The organism is Ramlibacter sp. Leaf400 (genome assembly GCF_001424545.1).
Classification (GTDB): domain Bacteria; phylum Pseudomonadota; class Gammaproteobacteria; order Burkholderiales; family Burkholderiaceae_C; genus Ramlibacter.
Window position 1 is genome coordinate 283,485 of the sequence record NZ_LMQL01000009.1, and the last position, 20,725, is coordinate 304,209.

A 20,725-nucleotide genomic window follows, 5' to 3' on the forward strand; every position below is an offset into this window, starting at 1 on the left:
CGCACAATCCAGCCATGTCGATCATCGTCACCCCGCTGCGCCGCCGCCTCGTGATGGCCGTGCTGCTGGCCCTGGCCTGCGCGGGCGGCGTGATCCGGTACCAGGCGCCTGACCCGTCCACCCTGCGGGACGTCGGCACGCTGCTGCTGGTGTTGTGGCTGCCGGCCGTCGGCAATCTCGTGGCGTACCTGATCCGCAAGATCCCCGCGCGCAAGCCGCCGCCTTCGGCTTTCCCGCCCGGCGCGCCGTTCGCCGCGCAGCTGAGCGCGCGCATCGACACCGTGGAGCCGCCCGCCGGCTGGCTGGCGGCTCTCGATCCGTCCGAGCAGCGCTGCACGGTCCTCGTCGGCCGCCGCGGCTTCACCGTGCGATCGGCGTCGCCGCTCTCGCAGTGGCTCGCCGAGGCGCCGCAGACGCTGGCGCTGGAGTGCCTGGTGCCTTCAGCGGCGTTGCGCCAACTCGTCCCCGGCACGGCGTTCCACCTGCTGGTCGGGACGACCCCGGTCGCGCAGGGCTGCGTGGTGGAGCAGGTCGGGGGGCGTTAAGGGACCGCCGGGATCCTCAGGCCTGCGCCGCGACCAGCCGGGGAAGCCCCCCGGCGACGACCAGCCCCTCCAGCACCCGCTCGGAGGCTGCGATCAGCGCGGCGTACTTGTCCTGGCCGAGGTAGGTGCATTCATGCACCACCAGATTGCGGTACTTGTGTGCGAGCTCGAACAGCTGCCACGTTTCGTCGCCGTACCGCTGGGCGGCCGGATCGGACCCATGGAGCCGCAGCGCCTCTTCCACCAGTTCCAGCGGAGCCTTCTGGCGGACCTGCTGGTAGCGGAAGTGCGAACTCGAAGCCGGCCGGCCGGGCGCGTGGACCACGAGGGACCGGGCCAGCGCCTCGACCGCGGACACCACCGCCACCAGCCGGGTCGGGCCGATCTCCGCCTGCGTGCGCGCAAGTCCCTGGCGGATGACGCCGAGCCGGGCGGCCGGTCGGGACGACGCGTACGTCTTGCGCAGTTGCTCCAGTTCCTCTCGCAGCCCATCAATCATTCATGCAGTGTAGGAGCGAACCCCGCCGCCCATGATGTCTGCACGCCCTCCCGGCGCACCCCCTGTCGCGAAGCAGAGACACGCCTTGCTGCGTCAGGGCCGGGTTGACTGCTTGGCAGTCCTGTGGGTGAGGAAGCTGGCATCCAGCTGGTCCAGTGCCGTCACGCCCAGCAGCCCCATGTTGCGGGAGACTTCCTGCTTGAGCAGCTCGATGCCCTTGAGCACCCCGGCTTCGCCCGCGACCGACGCCGCGAAGCTGAAGGGCCGGCCGACGAAGACGAACTTCGCGCCGAGCGCGATCGCCTTCAGCACGTCGCTGCCCCGGCGCACGCCGCTGTCCAGCATCACGGGCACATCGGGACAGGCGGCCACGATCGCCGGCAGGACGCGCAGGGGCGCGGCCGCGCCATCGAGCTGGCGGCCGCCGTGGTTGGAGACGATCACCCCGTCCGCGCCCGCGTCCACCGCCATGCGCGCATCGCGCGGGTCGAGCACGCCCTTGATCACCAGCCGGCCGGGCCAGAGCTTGCGGACCAGGGCGAAGTGGCGCCAGTTCAGGTGGCCGCGGTCGGAGAAGTCGCGCTCCACGTCGGGCGACAGGATGGGCGCGCCGCGGGTGGCGTAGCTGTTCTCGAAATGGGGCATCCCGTGCTGCGCCAGCGTGCGCAGGAAGGTGCCGAAAAGCCAGCGCGGATGCGAGATCCCCTGCCACGCCAGCCGCAGCGAAGGCCGCAGCGGGATGGAGAAGCCGGCCCGCACGTTGTTCTCGCGGTTGGCGCCGACCGCCGTGTCCACCGTCACCACCAGCGTCCTGTACCCGGCGGCCTGCACGCGCTGCAGCAGCGCGGCGATGGCCGCGTCGTCGCCGGGCAGGTAGGCCTGGAACCAGGCGTCGGGATTGGCCTGCGCCACGTCCTCCAGCGGGATGAGGGAGGAGCCGCTCATGACGAACGGGATGTTCTCCCGCGCGGCCGCCCGGGCCAGCACCAGGTCGCCGCGGTAGGCCGAAAGCGCGGCCAGGCCCATGGGCGCGATGCCGAACGGCGCATCGTGGTGCCGCCCGAACAGCGGGGTCGCCATGCTGCGGCGGCTGATGTCCACCAGCACGCGCGTGGCGAAACCGTAGTCCTGGAACACCGCGCGGTTGTCGCTGAACGACTGGTTGGTCTCGGCCGCGCCGGCGATGTAGTTGTAGACGGGCCAGGGCAGGTGCCGCCGGGCCGCCCGCTCGAAGTCGTCGAGGCACAGGATTCCGGCGTGGCGGGCGGCCAGCACCGGTCGCGCCGCCGCCGCGTCGCGGCGCTGCCGCGGATCCGGCTGACGCACGACATCCACCGGCCCGGCGTTCTGCTGGACTTGCTGCACTCGCACTGCTTCCTGTCCTTCAGTCCGGCTCGGGCGATGCCGGAATCGACATGCCGCTGCGCCGCTGCACCTCGAGGGCCGCCGCGCTCCAGTCCCAGTCGGCGCGGCCGCCTTCGCACAGCGCATCGAGCAGCTGTTCGGCGAGCGCGGCCGTCGGCAGGACGGCATCGGCCGCCCGCGCCGCGTCGAGCGCCAGGCGCAGGTCCTTGCGCATCAACGCCGCGCGGAACCCGGGCCTGAACTCGCTCGCGATGATGCGCGGCCCGTGCTTCTCCAGAGAGAAGCTCCGGGCGGAGCCGCCCATCAGCACCTCGCGCATCACGGCCAGGTCCACGCCTTCGGCCCTGGCCAGCGCGAAGGCGTCGGCCACGCCCAGCAGCGCGCCCGCCACGGCGACCTGGTTGCAGGCCTTCACGGCCTGCCCGGCCCCCAGCGCACCGACATGCGTGATCGTCTTGCAGAACGAATCCATCACCTCACGGCAGGCGGCAACGGCCTCGACGGGACCGCCGACCATGCAGCCGAGCGTGCCGGCTTCGGCGCCCTGCTGGCCGCCGCTCACGGGCGCATCGAGCAGCCACACGCCGCTCTCCTGCAGCCGCCGTCCGAACTCGCGCGCCGACGTCGGGGCGATGGTGCTGGTGTCCACGACGATGCTGCCGGGCGCGAGCGTCCCGGCCAGACCGTCCGGCCCGAACAGCACGGCCTCGACCGCGGCCGCATCCGGCAGGCTCAGGAACACCAGCGCGCAGCCGCGTCCGAGCGCCGCGGGCGAGTCGGCAGCCACTGCACCCGCTTCCACGAAAGCGCGTCTCGCGCCGGCCTTGCGCGCGAACACCTGGAGGCGCCAGCCCTTGCGCAGCAGGCAGGCGGCCATGCCGCCGCCCATCACGCCGAGGCCGACGAAACCGATGGTGGTGTCAGGCCCCACGGGCCGCGGGTTCGCCATCACTTGCCGATCGCCTTGCCGATGGTGTCGTAGGCCTCGACGTATTCCTTCTGGAAGGCGGCCCCGTCGGCATAGTCCTGCGTGAGGCCGGACTTGGCGACGTACTCCTTCCATTCCGCCGTCTGCATGGCCTTGCGGAAGGCGTCGTGCAGGTAGCGCACCACCGGCGCGGGCATGCCGGCCGGGCCCATCAGGCCCTTCATGTTGTCCAGCGCCACGGGAACGCCCAGCTCCGTCATCGTGGGCACGCTGGGCAGCGCGGGCAGCCGCGTGCGCGAGAACAGGGCCAGGGGCCGGACGCGGCCCGCGTCGATCATGGGCTTCATCTCCTCGTACGCGCCGAAGGCCGAATCCACCTGCCCGCCCAGCAGCGCATTCATCGAATCGGCCGCGCCCTTGTACGGCACGTGCAGCAGCTTGATGCCGGCCGCCTTCTCCCACACCAGGCCGGTCGCATGGAAGATGCCGCCCTCGCCGGTGGAGCCGTACGAGACCTTCTCGGCGCCCTGCCGGGCTTCGGCCAGCAGCGCCTTCATGTCGGCGAACTTCGAGTCGGCCTTGACGGCCAGGACGCTGGGGGCGCGCGAGACCTTGATCACCGGCGTGAACGACTTGCGCGGGTCGTAGGGCAGCGGCTTGAAATGGCCCACGGCGGTGGTTTCGCTGCCGCCCCCCACGAACAGCGTGTAGCCGTCCGCCTTGGCTTCCGCCACCGCCTGTGCCGCGATCGCCCCGGCGGCGCCGACCTTGTTCTGCACGACCACGGGAACGGGCAGGATGCCCTTGGCGGCGAACGAGAGCTGGCGCGCGATCTGGTCGGCCGAGCCGCCGGGGGCGAAGCCCACCAGGATGGTGATCGGTTGCGACGGCACCCACTCCTGCGCCCAGGCGGGCAGGGCAAGCGACGACAGGCCGAGGATGCCGAGCTGGCGGCGGTTGAGCAGGGGCGTGGGTACGGTCATGGTGGGGTCTCCTGCATCGATTCTGGCGGCAGGCGCCATGGAAGAAAAGTGATAAAACTCGACGACGCTTCTCCACTTTCCTGAAACATGACGCTCAAGCAGCTGGAGGCTTTCTACTGGGCCGCCAGCGCCTCCAGCTTCGCGGTGGCGTCGGACCGGCTGCACGTGTCGCCGTCCACGCTGTCCAAGCGCATCGCCGAGCTGGAAGGACAGCTGGGCACGCCGCTGTTCGACCGCGGCGGCCACCGCGCGGTGCTGACCGAAGCGGGACAGCAGCTCCTGCCGCTGGCGCGCCGGATGCTCGGGCTGGCGGACGACATGCGCAACGTGGGGGCCGGGAGCAGCGGTGTTCGCGGGCACTGCCGCTTCGGCGTCGGCGAACTGGCCGGCCTGACCTGGCTCCCCGACCTGGTGGCGCACGCGCGCGCGACCTACCCCGAGCTGGTGCTCGAGCCCCACGTGGACCTGGGGTCGGCGCTCGAGCAGCGCCTGGAAAGCCGCGAACTCGACTTCGCCGTGGTGGCGGGTTATTCCTCGCGCAGCGCGATCGCCAGCGAGGCGATCGCCCAGGTGCGTTTCGCCTGGGCCGCGGCGCCGGCCCTCGTCGGTCGACAGCGGTCGATCAGCGCCTCGCTGCTGCAGGGCACCGCGCTCATCACGATGCCCGCGGCCGCGGGTCCCACGCGCATGCTGGAACACTGGCTGGCCGTGAACAACCTGGAAGCGGGCCGGCGCCTGACCTGCAACAACCTGGCGGCCATCGCCGGCCTGGTCGCCGCGGGCGTGGGCATCGGGCTCTTTCCCACCGGCTGGCTCAAGCAGATGGCCCAGCGCGAGGCGGTCGTGGAGCTCAGGAGCAAGCCCGCGCTGCCGGCGCTGGAGTACACCTTCCAGTGGCGTCGCGACGACACGCGTCCCCTGCTCGGGAAGATGCGCGAGGCGGTGGACCGGACGGTGGACTTCACCAAGCCGAGCCCGCTTTGGTGACGCAGCGCTACGCCGACGCAGGCCCTCTGTACCATCACCCGATGGACCGCCCGCTGCCCCCCTCGGATCCCTGTCCCTGCGGCCGCACCGACGACAACGGCCGATCCGTGTCGCTCGCCGACTGCTGCGGCCGCTGGATCGGCGGCGAGCCGGCGCCCGATGCGCAGGCGCTCATGCGCTCGCGCTACACGGCCCACGTGCTGCGCGACGGGGCCTACCTGCTGGCCACCTGGCACCCGAGCACCCGGCCGGACGACGCCAGCCCCGATCCCGCCACCCGGTGGCTGGGGCTGGAAGTGCACGACCACAAGATCGTCGACGGCTCGCACGCGGAGGTCGAATTCGTCGCGCGCTACCGCATCCAGGGTCGCGGTGGGCGCCTGCGCGAGCGAAGCCGCTTCGTGCGCGAGGACGACGGGCGCTGGTACTACGTGGACGGCGAGATCCGCTGAGCCGGGTCAGGCCTGCACGTCGATGTGGTAAAGGCCCCAGGGGCAGAGGGCGAAGCGCTGGTCCACCGGCTTGGCCGCCATGTCCGGGAACTTGTCCGCTTCGTAGACCGCCCAGAGCGGCCCGAGTCCGCCCAGCGGCATGGGGCGGCCGTCGAGGTGGGTCGCCACGATGAAGCGCTGCCTTTGCGCGTCCGCCAGGGCGATGGCGGGGGCATAACCGTCGATCGCACGCATCACCAGCTTGCTGCCGGTGGCACCGCAGGCCCGCAGGACGGTGGCGAGCAGGGGTCCCGACAGCGCGTGCTGCTTCTGGTCGTATTCCAGCGTCGGCTTGATCGTGACCGCGGGAAGGCCGGCGAGCTGCCCGAAGTCGAACGTGCGTGCCTTGTCGAAAGCCAGCTTCTGCTTGGCCATCATCTGGTCGAGCACGGGATCCAGCGGTCCCCGATTGGCCTTCTGGATGCGACCGGTGACGGTGAGCAGCGCCGGGCCCGCCGCAGCCTTCGCCGGTTGGGCGAGGCCCGCGAGTGGAAGGCTTGCGCTGCCGCCAGCGAGCGCACCGAGGAATAGTCGTTTCTTCATGGGTGTTCGTGTCGTGGAAAAGATCGGCTCGCCCCTAGAGCTGCGTGTCGGAGGCCACCCGGCGGTAGTGGATCTCGTTGCCGTGGATGTGGTCGACGCCGCGGAATTCCCGCGGCGAGTCGAACGAGATCTGGAAGGTGGCGAAGGGAAGGTTCAGCCGTGACGGAGGCTGCCCGTTCACCGACGTGTACTTGCGCTTGAGGTTGGTGCCGTCGTAGAGCCAAGTGCCTTCGTGCGCGTAGTCCGCCGTGCGCCCGGTGGCATCCACCACGCGCACCGCCTCGCGAAAGCGGTGGTCCGCACCGAGCACCAGGATGCGCCGGGTGGTGACGCCTTCGGCCTTCGACTCGCGCAGCCAGGTGCCCGGCAGCAGGCTTTCGGGATCGCCGACGAAACCGGTCGCGCTCGTCACCTCGATGCCGGTCCCGGGGGCCTGGCAGGTCGAGACCAGTGCGCCCGCGGCCAGCAGCGCCGCGGGCAGCCAGACCTTCACGCCCTGGCGGGCTGGCACGGGGCGCCCTCAGTCGATCTGGATCTTCAGGTCGCGGATCAGCCCGCCCCAGATCCGTGCTTCGTTCTCGGCGCGCTTCTGGATGTCCGCCGGCGTGCCGGGGATGGGGAACAGGAACTGGTCGATGAGCTTCTGCTTCATCGCGGGGTCGGCCAGGAAGCGGTTGACCGACGCGGCGAGCTTCTGCGTCGCGTTGCCGTCCATCTTCGCGGGACCCACCAGCGCGTACCAGCCCGGCAGCGCCGGCACGTTGGGCGTCAGTTCCTTGAGCAGCGGCAGTTCGGGCAGTTGCGGCGAGCGCGCTTCGCCGGACTGCGCGAGGCCGACCACCTTGCCGGCCTTGATCTGCGCCAGCGCGGTGGCGGTGGTCGACGTCATCACGTCGGCCTCGCCCGCCACCACGGCCATCAACGCCGGACCCGAGCTCTTGTACGGGATGTGGCGCAGCTTGAAGCCCGAGCGCAGTCCGATCATCTCCGTATACAGGTGCGTGGAGTTGCCCAGGCCCGCGCTCGCGAACGTCAGGCCTTCGGGCTGCGCCTTGGCGCGCTTGACCAGCTCGTCCCACGACTTGATGCCGCTGTTGGTGCTGGCGACCACGACGAAGCCTGCATCGGCCACCGGCGCGACGAAGGTGAAGTCCTTGAGCGGGTCGTACGGCACGTTCTTGTAGAGGAACTGGTTGAAGCTCACCAGCGACACGCTGGTGAGCAGCACCGTGTGGCCATCCGGCGCCTCGCGCTGCACGAGTTGCGACGCGATGATGCCGTTCGCGCCGGGCTTGTTGTCCACCACGACCGACTGCTTGAGGTCCTTCGCCATGAAGTCGGCCAGCATGCGGCCCACCACGTCGGCGCCCGAGCCGGGCGCCTGCGGGATCACCAGCTTGATGGGCCGCGAGGGGAAGTCCTGGGCGGTGGCGACACCGCAGGTGGAAGCCAGGACGAGCGAGGCAAGGGAGCCGAGAAGGAGGCGACGCGTCGGGCGCATGATGGCGATTCCTGAAGGTGTGAAACGGTGCGGATGCACAATGTCCGCGGCCAGTTTAAGCGGCCTCAACACAAGCGAACCAATGTCTGACAGAGACGATTCCGGCCAAGCCTGGCTCATCCCTCCCTCCGAATACCTCAAGCGTCGCCCCGCCACCCATGCGGTGGGCCGGCCGACCTCCTGCTACGTCACCATGCCCGACGGTGTGCGGCTGGCGGTCGATGTCTACCTGCCCGAAGGCGAGCGCCCGGCGCGCATCCCGGCCGTCGCGGTGCTCACGCCGTACTACCGTCGCTTCAAGGTCGAGGGCCAGGGCGCCGAGCCCTCGCCCAACATCGCGATCTACCGCGACTTCTTCGTGCCGCGCGGCTATGCGCTGGTGACCGTGGACGTGCGCGGCTGTGGCGCCAGCTTCGGCACGCGCGACTGCTTCCGTTCGCCGCGCGAGCGCGACGACCACCGCCGCATCGCCGACTGGATCGTGGCCCAGCCCTGGTCCAGCGGCGTGATCGGCTCCACCGGTATCTCGTACCTGGGTGCGGCGGCCTGCTTCCTGGCGAGCACCGGCCATCCCGCGGTGAAGGCCGTCGCGCCGCTGTTCGCGGTGCACGACACCTACAGCGACCACGTGTTCCCCGGCGGCATCAAGTGCACCACCGTCACGGAGAACTACGACGAACTGGTGCAGGCCCTGGACCTGGACCTGCGCGAGAAGCTCGCGCCCTATCCCTACTTCAACGACAAGCGCTACGCCGGCCCCGCGCCGGTCGACGAGGACGTGGAGGGGAAGCTGGTCGCCGCCGCGATCGACGAGCACCACGACAGCTTCAAGATGCGCGACCTCGCGCCGGAGTTCGCCTTCCGCGAGGAAGCGGCCTCGCACGATCCGCAGCTGCACAGCGGCGCCTTCAGCCCGTACTGGTACCTGGAGAAGATCCCGGGCCAGGTCCACATCTACTCGGTCTCGGGCTGGTACGACGGCAGCGCGTTCGCCAACGGCTCCATCGCGCGCTTCCTGAGCAACCCCGGCGCGGACAACCGCCTGCTGCTGGGCCCGTGGGACCACGGCGCGCGGACGAACGGATCGCCCTTCCGCGACAGCGCGCCGCAGCCGCAGTTCCCCGTGCTGGGCGAAGTGCTGCGCTTCTTCGACGAGCACCTGGCCGGCATGGACACCGGCCTGCGCAAGGAAGCCCCCGTGCACTTCCACACCGTGCGCGAGGAGAAGTGGCAGGCGGCCAACACCTGGCCGCCGCACGCTTCCAGCACGCGGCTCTACCTGGCCGAGGACGCACGCCTCTCGGCGAATCCGCCGCCCAAGTCGTCGGTCGCGCAGTACAAGGCCAGGTTCACGACCGGCACCGGCACCTCCAGCCGCTTCGAACGACTGGGCGCGCTGGCGGTGCTGGACTACTACCCGGACTGGGACGGCCGCGAAGACCGGATGCTCACATTCGCCAGCGAGCCTTTCGAGCGGCAGACCGAGCTGTCCGGCCACGCCACCGTGCAGCTGCACGTGTCGACCTCCGAGCAGGACGCCGGCCTCTTCGTGTACCTGTCGGAGGTCGATGCGGACGGCCGTTCCTGGTACGTCACCGAAGGCCTGCTGCGGCTGCTGCACCGTGCGCAGGCCGAGCCGCCGCCCAGCTACCGCGCCACCTGGCCCTTCCGCAACTTCCGGCGCGAACAGGCCAGGCCCATGAAGCCCGGCGTGCCCGAGACGGTGCGCTTCGCGCTGCTGCCGGTCTCGTGGACGCTGAAGGCCGGCAGCCGCCTGCGCGTGGCGATCGCGGGCGGGGATGCGGACCATTTCGCGCAGGTGCCCGCCGGCCGGCCGCCGGTGCTGGGGTTCACGCTGGGGGGCGGGGACGCCTCGTTCATCGACCTGCCGTTGCGGCGCTGACGGGCCCGCACTGGCGGACGGCGGCGCAGCCCGGCCGCACTCCGTTACGAACCGCTGACCTTGGCGAACCGCGCCGCGGATCTACATTCCAGCCCCGGATCGCAAGGCAGCGCGCCGGCCGGTCCGCCGTCGAGCAGGAGGCTGTCCATGGGCACGAGTTCTTCCCCCCTGGAGGTGGTCCAGGCCGCGTACGCCGCGTTCGGCGCCGGCAACATCCCGGCGATCCTGGCGCTCGGGGCCGAAGACATCGACTGGACCTTCCGTGGCGCCAAGGGCCTGGCCTACACCGGCACTTTCCGCGGCAAGGGCGCGGTCGAGAAGTGGTTCGCCAGCGTCGTCCAGGCCGACGACATCCAGGCGTTCGAGCCGCGCGAGTTCCTCGTCGGGGCCGACCACGTCACCGTCCTCGGCTGGGAAAGGACACGGGCCCTGCCCGACGGCAAGGTCTTCGAAACCGAGTGGGTCCACGTCTTCACCGTCCGCGACGGTCGCGTCACGCGCTTCTGGGGCATGTACGACACGCAGGCCGCGGCGGCCGCCCGCTCCGGCGGCCCGCTGTGATCTAATCCGTTCCCAAGAAGGGGAGTAGCTCCCCGGCCTGCCGCGCCTGCGGCGGCCGATCGGCGTGTCGTCAATACGGAGCCCGCGAGGCTCCCGGCGCGCCGGGCCCGACTTTCACCAAGCCGAGCAAGACCTTCGAACAGCGGCCCTGCACCGGGCCCGTTCGAAGGCACAGCCGCATCGCTCGCTGGCCATCGTTCCCCCGGTGCCGGGTCCGTCCCTCAAAGACCTGACCTGGAGCTCAAATGGAACTGTTCTCGACCGCCTGGTTCTCGGCGCTGCTGGCGATCATCCTGATCGACCTCGTGCTGGCCGGCGACAACGCCATCGTCATCGCGCTGGCGGCCCGCAACCTCCCCTCCCACCTGCGCCGCCGCGCCATCGTCTGGGGCACCTTCGGGGCCATCGCGGTTCGCTCGGTGATGACCATCGGGGTGGTCTGGCTGCTCAAGATCCCCGGCCTCATGCTCGTCGGCGGCCTGGGCCTGCTGTGGATCGCCTACAAGCTGCTGGAGCAGGGCGAGGACGAGGGCGAACACGGCCCCGGCGCCTCCACCTTCTGGGGCGCGATGAAGACCATCATCGTGGCCGACGCGCTGATGGGCGTGGACAACGTGCTGGGCGTGGCCGGCGCGGCGCACGGCTCGTTCGACCTGGTGGTCATCGGCCTGCTGGTCAGCATCCCCATCGTGGTGTTCGGCAGCTCGCTGGTGCTGAAGCTGGTCGACCGCTTCCCGATGATCATCCAGGCGGGCGCCGCGGTCCTGGCCTTCACGGCGGCCAAGATGATCGTCGGCGAACCGCTGCTCGACGCGGTGTTCGACGAGCCGGCGGCCTACAACACGGCGCTGCGCTGGGGCCTCTACACCGTGGCCGTCGCCGGCGTGCTGGGCGCGGGCTGGCTCAGCGCCCGGCGGCGCCAGCAGCAACTCGCGGCCCGCCAGGGCTGAGCTGGCTCCCGGCCCTACTTGCGCGGCTTCTTGCCGGCGGCCTTCTTCGCCGGCTTGCCCATCCAGAAGTCGAGGACCTGGCGCGTGGCCTCGGCCTGGGTGGCGGCGACCTGCCGCTTCGCCGTGCGGGTCGCATGCCCGCGCGCGCTGCCCGCGGCGCTGTTGGCGGCGCTGAGCCACATGCTCATGAAAGGGTTCTTCTTGGCCCAGGGATTGCCCATGCTGATCCGATCCGGGCGTAGCGCCCGACACCAGCATGGGGCCGGGCGAACTGCGGCTGCCTAGGGCCATCACCCGTTCCCCGGTGGCCGACCTCCTACGTGCCACGCAGCACAAGCGTTGGCAGTGTCGGGATCGCGAAAAGCGGTGCTTCCGGGTCCCTGCTCGACGGCATACTGACCGGCCCGATGTCCTCCACCCACTCGCTCTGGTCGCCGCTTCGCCTGCCCGCCTTCCGCGGCCTGTGGACCGGCAGCGCCGTCTATTTCACCGGCAACGCCATGCAGTCGATGGCAGCGTCCTGGCTGATGGTGGAGCTCACGGGGTCGTCGTTCCTGGCCGCGCTGGTGCAGACGGCCGTGTTCTTCCCGATGTTCCTGCTGGCGCTGCCGGCGGGCGTGCTGGCCGACACCACCGACCGCCGTGCGCTGATCCTGCGGGCCCTCACCGTGCAGGTGGGCTTCATCGCCCTCCTCGCGCTGCTGGCGATGGCCGGCGTCGCCGGCCCGGCCAGCCTGCTGTTCTTCACCTTCGCCGCCGGATGCTGCACGGCCCTGCTGTCGCCGGCATGGAACACAAGCGTGGCCGACACCGTGCCGCGCGAGGACATGCCGCAGGCCATCACCGCGATGTCGATCGCGTGGAACAGCGCCCGCGCCCTCGGCCCGTCCATCGCGGGGTTCATCTTCGCCGCGGCCGGCGCCGGGTGGGTGTTCGTCCTCGCCGGCATCAGCGCGCTGGTGATGATGCATGTGGTGCGCCGGTGGCCCCCGGCGCCGCACGCGAAGTCGCCCCTGCCCGCCGAGCGCCTCTGGAGCGGCACCCTCGCGGGCCTGCGCTACGCCCGGCACTCGCCGCTGATCCTGGCGCAGCTGCTGCGCACCGTGGCCTACAGCGGCGCAGGGTCGGCCCTGTGGGGGCTGCTGCCCGCGATCGCGGCGCAGCAGCTCCAGCTGGGCGCCACCGGCTTCGGTTTCCTGATGGGGTGCCTGGGCACGGGCGCCGTCGCGGCCGGCCTGGTGCTGGGCCGGCTGCGGGCGCGGCTGGGGCTGGAGCGGCTGGTGGCGGTGGGCAGCGTGGTCTTCGCCGCCACCATGCTCATCGCGGCCTTCGTGCGCATCCCCGTCGTCGTCTTCGTCGCGCTCGCCCTGGGCGGCGCGGGCTGGATGGCCGTGATGGCCACGTTCAACACGGCCACGCAGTCGAGCGCGCCGCCCTGGGTTCGCTCGCGGGCCGTCGCCCTGCACACGGTGAGCGCGCTGGGCTCCTTCGCCATCGGATCGGCTTTCTGGGGCGCGGTCTCCGGCATCGCGGGGCTCTCGGCGGCGCTGGTGGCGGCCAGCCTGGCCATGGTGGCCGGGATCTTCCTGGCGCGCCGGTTTCCCCTGCGCATGGGCGATGCCCAGGAGGTCACGCCGGTCGCGCTGTGGGACGACGTGTTCATCAAGGAACAGCCGCTGCCCGACGACGGGCCGGTGTCGGTCGAAGTGGCCTACCGCATCCGCCCCGGCGAAGCCGAGGAGTTCCTGCAGGCCGTGAGCCAGCTGCGCTCTTCGCGCCGGCGGGATGGCGCGACGCTCTGGCGCGTCTACCGCGACCTTGCCGATCCTTCACGCTACGTCGAGCGCTTCATCGTCGCCTCCTGGGCCGACTACCTGCACCAGCGTGCGCGCGCGACGCTGGCGGACCGGGAACTGGAGGGCCGCGTGCGCGAGTTCCTGCAGGAGGGGGAGTCGGTGACGACCCAGCACTACATCGCCGAGCGGTGAGGCCGCCCCGAAGCGGGTAGTGCCCGGGCCCTAGGCCGGCGGTGGCGGCGCCATCCCCGCAAACTGCGCCAGCGCCGGGCCGGTGAGGCGGTACCGGACCCATTCGTCCATCGGCACAGCCCCGATGGACCGGTAGAAGCGGATGGCCGGCTCGTTCCAGTCGAGCACGCTCCACTCGAAGCGGCCGCAGTCGTTGGCCACCGCGATCCGCGCCAGGTGCTGGAGCATCGCCTTGCCCGCCCCCATGCTGCGCCGGGCGGGCGACACGTACAGGTCTTCCAGGTAGAGGCCCTGCCGGCCCTGCCAGGTGGAGTAGTTGAAGAAGTAGACGGCGAACCCGGCCTCCACGCCGTCGACGCTGCAGACCAGCGCCCGGGCCCGGGCCTCCTCGCCGAACAGCGACTGGCGGATGTGGGCCTCGGTGGCCGTCACCTCCCGCTCCGCCTTTTCGTAGGCCGCCAGTTCCTTGATGAAGCCCAGGATCAACGGCACGTCGCCGACGCGGGCGGCGCGGATCTCGAGGGCGGGCGCTGCATTCTTCGGTTGGGCTTCCACGCCACCACTATTGCACATCGACCAGCGCGCGCATCGGCTCCCAATGCTCGCCCCTCCAGAACACGCGCCCGCAGGCCTCGCAGGCGCTGAAGCGGTGGTACAGCTCACGCACATGCGGTGGCAGCCGGTGCTCCACCTGGGCCTTGTCGACGGGGTGCAGCGCCGCGTTGCAGCCCGGGCACAGCGTGAAAGGCCGCGCGCTGCGTGCCAGGTCCAGGCGCTCGAAGACCTCGCGCAGCTGCTCCTGCGGCCGCAGCGCGCGCACGTAGCAGCCATGCGTGATGCCGCGCCGCTTGAGCAGGTCGCGGTCGCGCGTCAGCACGATGCGGCCCTGCGCCGCGGCGATGCGCTCGATCTGGTCGTCGGCGAAGCCGTTGTCGTGGAGCGTGTCGAAACCCATCCTGCGCAACAGGCGGGCCAGCGAGCCGAGGTGGACGTCGGCCACGAAGCGCGTGTCGCGCAGCGGCGCCTCGCGCACCCGCAGCAGCGGCGTGATGTCGAACGCCTCGAACTTGGGGTACACGGCGACGCGGTCGCCCTCGCGCAGGAGCGCGCCGAAGCCGACGGACGCGCCATTGACGAGGATCAGCTCGACCTCGGTGTGCGGCACGCCCAGCGCCTCGATCATGTGCTTGGCGGTGGCGGCGCGGGCGCAGGGCACGGTGAACTCGCGCCGCCGCCGCCCGGGCGCGAGGAAGTCGTTCAGCTCCTCGTAGAAACGGAAGGTCGCCGTCACCATGCGCGGACCCGCCTCAATGAAGGCTCAGCCGAGTCCCCCTGGCTCTTCTCACCACCCTCGAAACAGGTCTTGGGGTTCCCGCCAGAGCCCTGCCGGAAAGCATCTCAGCGTTTGCCCGCCTTCTCCGCCAGCACGGTCAGGCCCATGCCGACGAGGACAAGCACGGCCGATACGCCGAAGCCGACCGGCCCCTCCGGCACCAGCCAGGTCGGGTGCTGCGGATACGCTTGAGCGAGCGTGTACACGGGAGGCAATTTGGCTTGGGCCCTTTCCGAATTGGTGTTGACCAGCCCCGCCCGGGCGAACACGGCACCGACGACCAGGATGCTGCCCGCCAGGAGGAGCGCCTTTCCGACCACCAGGGCGCGTCTGGGGTACTGGGCGACGAGGGCGCGGATCCATTGCATGCGCAGACTCTAGCCCACCCAGGACCTCTCGAGCGCCGCGGCGCATCGTCGGCAAGGCATGCCTCACGGTGGCGGCAGCGTGATCTCCACCCTTGCACCGCCGAGCTCGCCCCGGGTCAGCTTCAGCTGGCCGTGGTGGCTGAGGACGAGGTCGTCGACAACCGTCAGCCCCACGCCATGGCCGGGCACGCGCTCGTCCAGGCGAACGTGCATCTGCAGGACCGATCGCGTGTCGCTGAAACCCGGCCCGTCGTCCTCGACGACGAGCATCAGGCACCGATCCGACAGCGCGGCGGTGACCCTCACGCGCTGCCGGGCCCACTTGGCGGCGTTGTCCATCACGTTGCCGGCCATCTCGAACAGGTCACCCTCGTCGATGCGCCAGGCGAGGTCGGAGGGGCAATCGACGGACAGGGCGAGCCCCCGCTCCGCGTAGACCTTGCCCAGCGCGGCGGCGATGCGCTCCAGCACCGCAGCGACCGACACCGGCGATGCGAACCGGGTGGCGCCGCCGGCGGCGGCCCGGCCCAGCTGGTGCTGCACGATGTCGTCCATGCGCCTGACCTGCTGCGCCACGGCGGCAGGCAGGTCCGCGGGTTCGGCCAGCGCATTGCGCAGCACGGCCAGCGGGGTCTTCAGGCTGTGGGCAAGGAAGCTCAGGGCTTCCTTGTAGCGGCCCTGCCGCACGCGTTCCTGCTGGATCAGCGTGTTCAGGTTGTCGGTGAGCGCGACGATCTCGTCCGGGTAGCGGCCCTCGATCCGGGCTTGCTCCCCGCGCTCGATCCGACCCACCTCCACGGCGACCCGGCGCAATGGCGCGAGGCCCCAGCCGAGGAGCAGCAGTTGCGCCAGCAGCAGCAGCCCCGCGGCCCCGCCGAGCCAGATCCACATCGTGCGCGCGAAGACGGCGACTTCGCGCTCGAAGGCCGCGCTGTCCTCCAGCACGGACAGCACGAGGGGCGCGTCGCGGCTGCCGGCCGCCCAGTTCACGCCGTACCGGACCGCATGGAAGGATCTGCTGCCCGCCGTGACCGACTCGCTGCGCCACTGCCCGGCCGGCACTTCCTCGCGCTGGAAGGGCGGCTCGACGCCCACGCTCGAGGCCGAGCGCCACTCTTCCCGGCGGGCCACGTTGTAGATGCTGGCGTACAGGCCCGACTGCGCCAGCGCCAGGCGCGGCTCCGCCAGCGTCGGCGGCATGACGAGCTCACCCTGCTCGTCCAGTTCGGCGCGCGCCAGCAGCAGGTAGACGGTGCCCTGCAGCCGGCTGTAGTGGGCGGCCCGTACGCTGTCGGCGTGCGCGCGCTGGACGGCGAGGCCGGCGCCGGCGACGAAGGCGACCAGGACCAGCGCGGCGCCCAGGAGCAGCCGGGCCCGGATCGAATAGCCGGACTTCATCCCAGCGTGAAGCGCAAGCCGCGGCCCCGGACCGTCTCAATCGGCGCCAGCGTGCCGTCCGGATCGAGCTTGCGCCGCAGGCGGCCGATGAGGACGTCGAGCACATTGCTTTCCCGGTCCTCGCCGTGGGGGTAGAGGTAGTCCGCCAGCTCCTGCTTGGGCACCACGCGCGCGCGTTCGCGCACCAGGAACTCCAGCAACCGGTACTCGAAGGCGGTCAGCTCCAGGGCCTTGCCCTTCACGCGCACCGCCTGCGCCCCGAGGTCGATGCTGACCGGCCCCAGTTCCAGGGCCCCGGCCACCGCCTTGAGCGAACGGCGCAGCAGCGCCTTGACGCGGGCGGCTAGCTCCGGGTACTCGAACGGCTTGACCAGGTAGTCGTCGGCGCCGGCTTCCAGGCCCGCCACCTTGTCCTGCCATGTGCCGCGCGCGGTGAGGATCAGGATCGGCAAACCGCTGCCGTCGGCCCGCAGGCGCTGCACGATGGCCAGGCCACTGAGCTTGGGCAGGCCGAGGTCCACGATGGCCAGGTCGAACGGGTACTCGCGCAGCAGGAAGAGGCCCTCCTCGCCGTCGGCGGCCTGGTCCACGCGATAGCCTTCGGCTTCGAGCTGCCGGGCCAGGCCAAGGCGCAACGGGGCTTCGTCCTCGACCAGCAAGACGCGCATGTCCGCACCTGCCCTCAGGGGCGCCTGCCTGATCCGGCGTCCACCAGCACGACGCGGACATCGCCACGCGGCGTCACCACCTTGACCCGCCAGACGGTGCGGCCGCCGGCATCGGCGAGATCCACGGCCAGGACGCGGCCGCCCGTCTGCTGCTGGGCCTGGGCCGCGGCCTGGTCGCGCGAGACCTGGGCCCACGCGGGCAGCGCGGCCCCGGCCAGGAGGGCGATGAGGAGCAGCCGGTGGAGAGCGTGCACGTGGGTAGGGGAAAAGTGGTTTCGTGATGGTACTGCCGCTCATCGGGCGGCAATCCCCGGGCCTGAAGGTACGGGCCGGTCCATGAACGAAACCTGAACGGAGGCACCAACGAAAAAATCTGCGTTCTGTTCAGGAAGCGTTCATGCACGCCCGAGCAACATCCGTCCCATGTCAACCCCAGGAGCGTCCATGAACCGTTTCATCTTCGCCAGGCGCGTTGCGGCCACCGCCCTCGGGCTGGCTGCGCTGGTGGCCACTGCAGCCTCCCATGCGCGAACCGACGTCCACCTGTCCATCGGCATTCCCGCGCAGGGCGTCTACGTCCAGCCCGCGCCGGTCTACGTGCAGCCCGAACCGGTGTACGTGCAGCCGCGTCCCGTGTACGTCCAGCCCCAACCCGTGTACATCCAGCCGCAGCCGGTTTACGGCCACCCCCGCCGCGGCCCCTGGGGTGATCGCGACGGTGACGGCATCCCCAACGCCCACGACCGCTGGGACAACCGCCACCACTGGAGCCATGCCCATCGCCACGGCCCTCGCGGCGACGCCGACCGCGATGGGGTGCCGAACCGGCACGACCGCTTCCCGGGCCACCCCTACCGCCACTGACGCCAGCTAGCCGCCAGCCTGCTTGACCTTGCGGCCCTGCCCGATGAGCAGCGAGGCGATCTTGTCGCGATGGTCGCCCTGCACTTCCACGGCGCCGTCCCTGACGGTGCCGCCGGAGCCGCACGCCGCCTTGAGTTGCCTGGCCAGTGTTTCCAGGGTGGCCGGGTCGCTGCCCAGGCCGCGGACCACGGTCACCGCTTTTCCTGCGCGCCCCTTGGTCTCGCGCGAGATCCGGACGATGCCATCGCCGGGCGCGGCGGGCGCCGGAATCGAGCAGGAGCATTGCGCGATGGCCTTGCGGCACACGGGACACATGCGGCCGGACTCGGTGGAGTAGACAAGGCCGCCGGTCGGCGAGCGGGACTTCATGCCGCGGATTGTCCTCGGGTCCGGTCGACGTGGTCTTCAGCGCGGGCCCGTGGCAAATGAAAAGCGCGCAGAGCCGGGAGTGCCCGCGACGGCGTAGTCGATCGCCACCGCATAGCTCGTGCCGGGCTGCAGCACCTCCGGGATGACGGAGAACCAGCCGTCGGTGAAGGTCGCGTTGGGGTCGGCGGTCGCCCCCGAACCGTAGGTGACCAGGAGCGCCACGGGCCCGGACGGGCCGGTGATGGTGGCCGACGTGATGCGCAGCGACTCCGGCCCCGCGACGGTGATCGGCTGGCCCCATTGCGCGTCGGGGTTGGACGGGAAGGGAGAAGGCGATTCGTTGGCGTTGCGGGCCAGGGCATCGGTCGTGCCCGCGCAAGGGAAGGTGGCCACGCCCTGGGGCGACTGCAATTGGGCCGAAGCAGGCACGCCCAGGACGGCGGTCAGCGTGTCGAAGGAGGCCACGGCGTTCCACGCGAGGCCCACTTCGAGGAAGCCGGTCAGGAGCGACCTGGCGTGGTACGGGGCGGCCATCAGGCTGCGGACCGCATCGGCTGCCGTCGAGCCGCCGGATGCGCCGGAGAGGTCCTCGCCGACGGCGCGCGGGGCGTAGCCGGCGGCCAGGGCCCGGTCGAGCACGGTCGCACCGGTGAAGCCGGGCTTGCCGGGATCCTCGCCGTGGCCCAGTTCACCGTTGAGGCTCATGTAGTTCGCATGGGCCGCCGCGGCCTGGTCGAGGGGCGCGGACTGCGCCAGAAGCCCGAAGCCGCAGCGCAGCCGGGCGGCATTGAGCTGGTCGTAGGCCAGCCGTTGCGGGCTGCCGGCGCCGTAGGTGGCGCTGTTGACCGAGATCGCCGGCGGCGCGGTCGGCGGAGCGTTGTCGCCGCCGCCGCCACCGCCACCACATCCGCTGGCGACCAGCGCGGCGACCCACGCGACCAGCGCGCCTGCCGCGCGTACATGTCTCGACATCATCCTGGGTGGACCCTGCAGCGCGCCCACGGTTCACCTCGTCCGTGCGCATGATGATCGGTCCACATCCAGCCGAGGCCCGCTCATCCGAGCGCCTGAAGCACCAGCCGCGCCGCACGGTCGTCGATGCCGTGGGCCAGGCCCGGCACGAGCTGCGCCGACGCGTCGGCGCCGAGTGAACGCAGCCGGTCCGCCGCTTCGACGCTGAACCTTGCGGGGATCACGGAATCGCTCTCGCCGTGGACGAAGCGGAACGTGACGCCCGCCGGGGCTTGCCGCGGCGGCTGCGCGAACCGCCCGGAGATCGCGACGACGCGGTGCGCGAGGTCCGCGGCCTGGGTGGCTTCCAGCGACATGATCGCGCCCTGCGAAAAGCCCACCAGGGCGGTTCCGGCAGGCGCCACCCCGGCCTCGGCTTGCCACTTGCGCACAGCGCTCTCGAAGGACGGCAGCGCGGCGGCGACGCGTTCCGGCCGGTTGGCCTCGGTGACGCCGGCCACCGGGAACCATTCGCGGCCGGCGCCGAACGACGCGGGATGGGCGCCCTCGACGCTGACCACCCTCGCGTGCGGCTGCTGCCGTGCGATGAGCTGCGCGAGGGGAACCAGGTTGGCCGGCGACGAGCCGACCCCGTGGAACAGCAGCACCAGCGCGCGCGGCGCCTGCGGCCGTGCCACGACGACGGAGCCGTCGCTCATGCGGGGCTCCCGGCCGTGTCGATCCCGACCTGCGCGCCGAAGACGTACGACTCCATCGCCAGCACGCCGTGGCGGATGCCGCCGTCCAGCACCGTCGCCGGCAGGACGTCCTGCGCGGCGCCGAGCGCCACCAGCAAGGGCAGGAAGTGCTCCGACGTCGGATGGGCCCGGCGCGCGTGCGGCGCCCGCTCGAGCGTGGCGACCAGGCGATCGCGGTCCCCCTCGACCACGGCCTGCCGCACCCACAGCGAGAACTCGCGCGCATACGCCGCTTCCTCGACGGCACCGGTGCGGAACTCGTACAGGTTGTGCGTGAGGCTGCCGGAGCCGATGACCAGCACGTCTTCTCGCGCCAGCGCGGCCAGTCCGCGGCCCAGATCGAAGGCCTGCGCGGCGTCCAGGTCGACGGGCATCGACACCTGCACCACGGGCACGTCGGCGTCGGGGAACAGGTGCATCAGCGGCACCCATGCCCCGTGATCCAGTCCGTGCCGCTCGTTGAGCGAGGCCTGGATGCCGGCGTCGCCTAGCGCCTGCTGCACCCGGCGCGCCACGCCGGGCGCCCCGGGGGCGGGGTAGCGGATCTGGTACAGGGCGCTCGGAAAGCCGCCGAAGTCGTGGACCGTCCCGGGCTGCGACGCGGCGCCGATCTCGACGCCGCGCGTCTGCCAGTGCGGCGAGACGATGACCACGGCAAGGGGCTTGCGCAGGGCGCGACCGAGCGCGCCGAGCTGGGCACCCGCGACGCCCGGCTCCAGGGCGAACGTGGGCGCGCCGTGCGAGACGAACAACGCGGGTTGGGTCTTCATGC

General features: G+C 71.3%; 26 protein-coding genes. 8 read left to right on the top strand and 18 right to left on the bottom strand.

The features are described 5' to 3' along the window. The first annotated feature begins 14 nt into the window (after nucleotides 1-14). The gene (locus tag ASG30_RS09570) at nucleotides 15-545 is read left to right on the top strand and encodes a hypothetical protein (RefSeq protein WP_055895303.1); all 531 of its coding nucleotides are present in this window, start codon (nucleotides 15-17) and stop codon (nucleotides 543-545) included. Between the two features lie 16 nt (nucleotides 546-561). Here ASG30_RS09570 and ASG30_RS09575 read toward each other — a convergent pair whose 3' ends face one another. From ASG30_RS09575 to ASG30_RS09590, 4 genes are all read right to left on the bottom strand, one after another. After that, nucleotides 562-1,044 carry a hypothetical protein gene (locus ASG30_RS09575; protein ID WP_055895305.1) on the bottom strand — a complete coding sequence of 161 codons (483 nt, stop codon included), beginning with the start codon at nucleotides 1,042-1,044 and terminating at the stop codon, nucleotides 562-564. Nucleotides 1,045-1,137: 93 nt separating this feature from the next. Continuing rightward, complete coding sequence (locus ASG30_RS09580) at nucleotides 1,138-2,379, bottom strand: alpha-hydroxy acid oxidase (RefSeq protein ID WP_082522036.1); 1,242 nt, start codon at nucleotides 2,377-2,379, stop codon at nucleotides 1,138-1,140. 49 nt (nucleotides 2,380-2,428) lie between these two features. Next, on the bottom strand, nucleotides 2,429-3,358 hold the full coding sequence (locus tag ASG30_RS09585; protein ID WP_055895307.1) for an NAD(P)-dependent oxidoreductase: 930 nt from the start codon (nucleotides 3,356-3,358) through the stop codon (nucleotides 2,429-2,431). Further along, complete coding sequence (locus ASG30_RS09590) at nucleotides 3,358-4,320, bottom strand: Bug family tripartite tricarboxylate transporter substrate binding protein (protein ID WP_055895309.1); 963 nt, start codon at nucleotides 4,318-4,320, stop codon at nucleotides 3,358-3,360. The genes ASG30_RS09585 and ASG30_RS09590 overlap by 1 nt, the downstream gene beginning before the upstream one ends. 87 nt (nucleotides 4,321-4,407) lie before the next feature. On the opposite strand from ASG30_RS09590, the gene ASG30_RS09595 reads away from it, so the two are divergent. Then, entirely contained in the window at nucleotides 4,408-5,307 is a 900-nt protein-coding gene (locus tag ASG30_RS09595) for a LysR family transcriptional regulator (RefSeq protein WP_055895311.1), read from the top strand. Between the two features lie 41 nt (nucleotides 5,308-5,348). Beyond that, nucleotides 5,349-5,759, top strand: coding sequence for a YchJ family protein (locus tag ASG30_RS09600; RefSeq protein ID WP_055895313.1), 411 nt, complete (start codon nucleotides 5,349-5,351; stop codon nucleotides 5,757-5,759). A gap of 6 nt (nucleotides 5,760-5,765) precedes the next feature. Here ASG30_RS09600 and ASG30_RS09605 read toward each other — a convergent pair whose 3' ends face one another. From ASG30_RS09605 to ASG30_RS09615, 3 genes are read right to left on the bottom strand one after another with little or no spacing between them, the layout of a single operon-like run. Then, entirely contained in the window at nucleotides 5,766-6,341 is a 576-nt protein-coding gene (locus ASG30_RS09605; protein ID WP_055895316.1) for a molybdopterin-dependent oxidoreductase, read from the bottom strand. Nucleotides 6,342-6,375: 34 nt separating this feature from the next. Beyond that, the gene (locus ASG30_RS09610; RefSeq protein WP_156385477.1) at nucleotides 6,376-6,852 is read right to left on the bottom strand and encodes a hypothetical protein; all 477 of its coding nucleotides are present in this window, start codon (nucleotides 6,850-6,852) and stop codon (nucleotides 6,376-6,378) included. A 9-nt stretch (nucleotides 6,853-6,861) separates the two neighbouring features. Continuing rightward, complete coding sequence (locus tag ASG30_RS09615; protein WP_055895320.1) at nucleotides 6,862-7,842, bottom strand: Bug family tripartite tricarboxylate transporter substrate binding protein; 981 nt, start codon at nucleotides 7,840-7,842, stop codon at nucleotides 6,862-6,864. Nucleotides 7,843-7,924: 82 nt separating this feature from the next. Between ASG30_RS09615 and ASG30_RS09620 the strand changes: the two genes are divergently transcribed. The 3 genes from ASG30_RS09620 (at nucleotide 7,925) to ASG30_RS09630 (ending at nucleotide 11,256) form a co-directional block, all read left to right on the top strand. Beyond that, complete coding sequence (locus tag ASG30_RS09620; RefSeq protein ID WP_055895322.1) at nucleotides 7,925-9,745, top strand: CocE/NonD family hydrolase; 1,821 nt, start codon at nucleotides 7,925-7,927, stop codon at nucleotides 9,743-9,745. 147 nt (nucleotides 9,746-9,892) lie between these two features. Continuing rightward, a complete protein-coding gene (locus ASG30_RS09625) occupies nucleotides 9,893-10,306 on the top strand; it encodes a nuclear transport factor 2 family protein (protein ID WP_055895324.1) in 414 nt (137 codons plus the stop codon). Nucleotides 10,307-10,551: 245 nt separating this feature from the next. Continuing rightward, nucleotides 10,552-11,256, top strand: coding sequence for a TerC family protein (locus ASG30_RS09630; RefSeq protein ID WP_055895327.1), 705 nt, complete (start codon nucleotides 10,552-10,554; stop codon nucleotides 11,254-11,256). 14 nt (nucleotides 11,257-11,270) lie between these two features. Here ASG30_RS09630 and ASG30_RS09635 read toward each other — a convergent pair whose 3' ends face one another. Beyond that, nucleotides 11,271-11,444 (bottom strand): hypothetical protein, encoded by a 174-nt coding sequence (locus ASG30_RS09635; RefSeq protein ID WP_442965683.1) that lies wholly within the window; start codon nucleotides 11,442-11,444, stop codon nucleotides 11,271-11,273. 219 nt (nucleotides 11,445-11,663) lie between these two features. On the opposite strand from ASG30_RS09635, the gene ASG30_RS09640 reads away from it, so the two are divergent. Further along, the gene (locus ASG30_RS09640) at nucleotides 11,664-13,244 is read left to right on the top strand and encodes an MFS transporter (RefSeq protein WP_055895330.1); all 1,581 of its coding nucleotides are present in this window, start codon (nucleotides 11,664-11,666) and stop codon (nucleotides 13,242-13,244) included. A gap of 30 nt (nucleotides 13,245-13,274) precedes the next feature. On the opposite strand, the gene ASG30_RS09645 is transcribed toward ASG30_RS09640, so the two are convergent. The 6 genes from ASG30_RS09645 to ASG30_RS09670 form a co-directional block, all read right to left on the bottom strand. Next, complete coding sequence (locus tag ASG30_RS09645) at nucleotides 13,275-13,799, bottom strand: GNAT family N-acetyltransferase (protein ID WP_235579764.1); 525 nt, start codon at nucleotides 13,797-13,799, stop codon at nucleotides 13,275-13,277. A gap of 7 nt (nucleotides 13,800-13,806) precedes the next feature. Then, a complete protein-coding gene (locus ASG30_RS09650) occupies nucleotides 13,807-14,538 on the bottom strand; it encodes a Mut7-C RNAse domain-containing protein (protein ID WP_055895334.1) in 732 nt (243 codons plus the stop codon). A 104-nt stretch (nucleotides 14,539-14,642) separates the two neighbouring features. Further along, nucleotides 14,643-14,945 (bottom strand): hypothetical protein, encoded by a 303-nt coding sequence (locus ASG30_RS09655; RefSeq protein ID WP_055895336.1) that lies wholly within the window; start codon nucleotides 14,943-14,945, stop codon nucleotides 14,643-14,645. A 63-nt stretch (nucleotides 14,946-15,008) separates the two neighbouring features. Then, on the bottom strand, nucleotides 15,009-16,343 hold the full coding sequence (locus tag ASG30_RS09660; RefSeq protein ID WP_055895338.1) for an ATP-binding protein: 1,335 nt from the start codon (nucleotides 16,341-16,343) through the stop codon (nucleotides 15,009-15,011). Beyond that, complete coding sequence (locus tag ASG30_RS09665) at nucleotides 16,340-17,011, bottom strand: response regulator transcription factor (RefSeq protein WP_055895340.1); 672 nt, start codon at nucleotides 17,009-17,011, stop codon at nucleotides 16,340-16,342. The genes ASG30_RS09660 and ASG30_RS09665 overlap by 4 nt, the downstream gene beginning before the upstream one ends. 14 nt (nucleotides 17,012-17,025) lie before the next feature. Next, complete coding sequence (locus tag ASG30_RS09670; protein WP_055895342.1) at nucleotides 17,026-17,265, bottom strand: PepSY domain-containing protein; 240 nt, start codon at nucleotides 17,263-17,265, stop codon at nucleotides 17,026-17,028. A 190-nt stretch (nucleotides 17,266-17,455) separates the two neighbouring features. Here ASG30_RS09670 and ASG30_RS09675 point away from each other — a divergent pair, with 190 nt between their 5' ends. Further along, nucleotides 17,456-17,875 (top strand): hypothetical protein, encoded by a 420-nt coding sequence (locus ASG30_RS09675; protein WP_055895344.1) that lies wholly within the window; start codon nucleotides 17,456-17,458, stop codon nucleotides 17,873-17,875. A 6-nt stretch (nucleotides 17,876-17,881) separates the two neighbouring features. Here the strand turns inward: ASG30_RS09675 and ASG30_RS09680 are convergent, their stop codons facing one another. From ASG30_RS09680 to ASG30_RS09695, 4 genes are all read right to left on the bottom strand, one after another. Further along, entirely contained in the window at nucleotides 17,882-18,244 is a 363-nt protein-coding gene (locus ASG30_RS09680; RefSeq protein ID WP_055895346.1) for a translation initiation factor Sui1, read from the bottom strand. A 36-nt stretch (nucleotides 18,245-18,280) separates the two neighbouring features. Further along, nucleotides 18,281-19,216, bottom strand: a complete 936-nt coding sequence (locus ASG30_RS09685) for a CAP domain-containing protein (protein ID WP_055895348.1) — start codon at nucleotides 19,214-19,216, stop codon at nucleotides 18,281-18,283. Nucleotides 19,217-19,299: 83 nt separating this feature from the next. Further along, nucleotides 19,300-19,914: an esterase gene (ypfH, locus tag ASG30_RS09690; RefSeq protein WP_055895350.1), complete on the bottom strand. Its 615-nt coding sequence runs from the start codon at nucleotides 19,912-19,914 to the stop codon at nucleotides 19,300-19,302. Continuing rightward, nucleotides 19,911-20,723: a DODA-type extradiol aromatic ring-opening family dioxygenase gene (locus ASG30_RS09695; RefSeq protein ID WP_055895352.1), complete on the bottom strand. Its 813-nt coding sequence runs from the start codon at nucleotides 20,721-20,723 to the stop codon at nucleotides 19,911-19,913. Before ASG30_RS09695 ends, ypfH begins: the two co-directional genes overlap by 4 nt. Nucleotides 20,724-20,725: the final 2 nt, after the last annotated feature.

What these genes read in the sequence shown, in the direction of transcription:
- ASG30_RS09570 (WP_055895303.1), top strand. Translation starts at nt 15, where the DNA reads ATGTCGATCATCGTCACCCCGCTGCGCCGCCGCCTCGTGATGGCCGTG.
- ASG30_RS09575 (WP_055895305.1), bottom strand. Translation starts at nt 1,044, where the DNA reads ATGATTGATGGGCTGCGAGAGGAACTGGAGCAACTGCGCAAGACGTAC.
- ASG30_RS09585 (WP_055895307.1), bottom strand. Translation starts at nt 3,358, where the DNA reads ATGGCGAACCCGCGGCCCGTGGGGCCTGACACCACCATCGGTTTCGTC.
- ASG30_RS09590 (WP_055895309.1), bottom strand. Translation starts at nt 4,320, where the DNA reads ATGACCGTACCCACGCCCCTGCTCAACCGCCGCCAGCTCGGCATCCTC.
- ASG30_RS09595 (WP_055895311.1), top strand. Translation starts at nt 4,408, where the DNA reads ATGACGCTCAAGCAGCTGGAGGCTTTCTACTGGGCCGCCAGCGCCTCC.
- ASG30_RS09600 (WP_055895313.1), top strand. Translation starts at nt 5,349, where the DNA reads ATGGACCGCCCGCTGCCCCCCTCGGATCCCTGTCCCTGCGGCCGCACC.
- ASG30_RS09605 (WP_055895316.1), bottom strand. Translation starts at nt 6,341, where the DNA reads ATGAAGAAACGACTATTCCTCGGTGCGCTCGCTGGCGGCAGCGCAAGC.
- ASG30_RS09615 (WP_055895320.1), bottom strand. Translation starts at nt 7,842, where the DNA reads ATGCGCCCGACGCGTCGCCTCCTTCTCGGCTCCCTTGCCTCGCTCGTC.
- ASG30_RS09620 (WP_055895322.1), top strand. Translation starts at nt 7,925, where the DNA reads ATGTCTGACAGAGACGATTCCGGCCAAGCCTGGCTCATCCCTCCCTCC.
- ASG30_RS09625 (WP_055895324.1), top strand. Translation starts at nt 9,893, where the DNA reads ATGGGCACGAGTTCTTCCCCCCTGGAGGTGGTCCAGGCCGCGTACGCC.
- ASG30_RS09630 (WP_055895327.1), top strand. Translation starts at nt 10,552, where the DNA reads ATGGAACTGTTCTCGACCGCCTGGTTCTCGGCGCTGCTGGCGATCATC.
- ASG30_RS09635 (WP_442965683.1), bottom strand. Translation starts at nt 11,444, where the DNA reads ATGAGCATGTGGCTCAGCGCCGCCAACAGCGCCGCGGGCAGCGCGCGC.
- ASG30_RS09640 (WP_055895330.1), top strand. Translation starts at nt 11,664, where the DNA reads ATGTCCTCCACCCACTCGCTCTGGTCGCCGCTTCGCCTGCCCGCCTTC.
- ASG30_RS09650 (WP_055895334.1), bottom strand. Translation starts at nt 14,538, where the DNA reads ATGGTGACGGCGACCTTCCGTTTCTACGAGGAGCTGAACGACTTCCTC.
- ASG30_RS09655 (WP_055895336.1), bottom strand. Translation starts at nt 14,945, where the DNA reads ATGCAATGGATCCGCGCCCTCGTCGCCCAGTACCCCAGACGCGCCCTG.
- ASG30_RS09660 (WP_055895338.1), bottom strand. Translation starts at nt 16,343, where the DNA reads ATGAAGTCCGGCTATTCGATCCGGGCCCGGCTGCTCCTGGGCGCCGCG.
- ASG30_RS09665 (WP_055895340.1), bottom strand. Translation starts at nt 17,011, where the DNA reads ATGCGCGTCTTGCTGGTCGAGGACGAAGCCCCGTTGCGCCTTGGCCTG.
- ASG30_RS09675 (WP_055895344.1), top strand. Translation starts at nt 17,456, where the DNA reads ATGAACCGTTTCATCTTCGCCAGGCGCGTTGCGGCCACCGCCCTCGGG.
- ASG30_RS09680 (WP_055895346.1), bottom strand. Translation starts at nt 18,244, where the DNA reads ATGAAGTCCCGCTCGCCGACCGGCGGCCTTGTCTACTCCACCGAGTCC.
- ASG30_RS09685 (WP_055895348.1), bottom strand. Translation starts at nt 19,216, where the DNA reads ATGTCGAGACATGTACGCGCGGCAGGCGCGCTGGTCGCGTGGGTCGCC.
- ypfH (WP_055895350.1), bottom strand. Translation starts at nt 19,914, where the DNA reads ATGAGCGACGGCTCCGTCGTCGTGGCACGGCCGCAGGCGCCGCGCGCG.
- ASG30_RS09695 (WP_055895352.1), bottom strand. Translation starts at nt 20,723, where the DNA reads ATGAAGACCCAACCCGCGTTGTTCGTCTCGCACGGCGCGCCCACGTTC.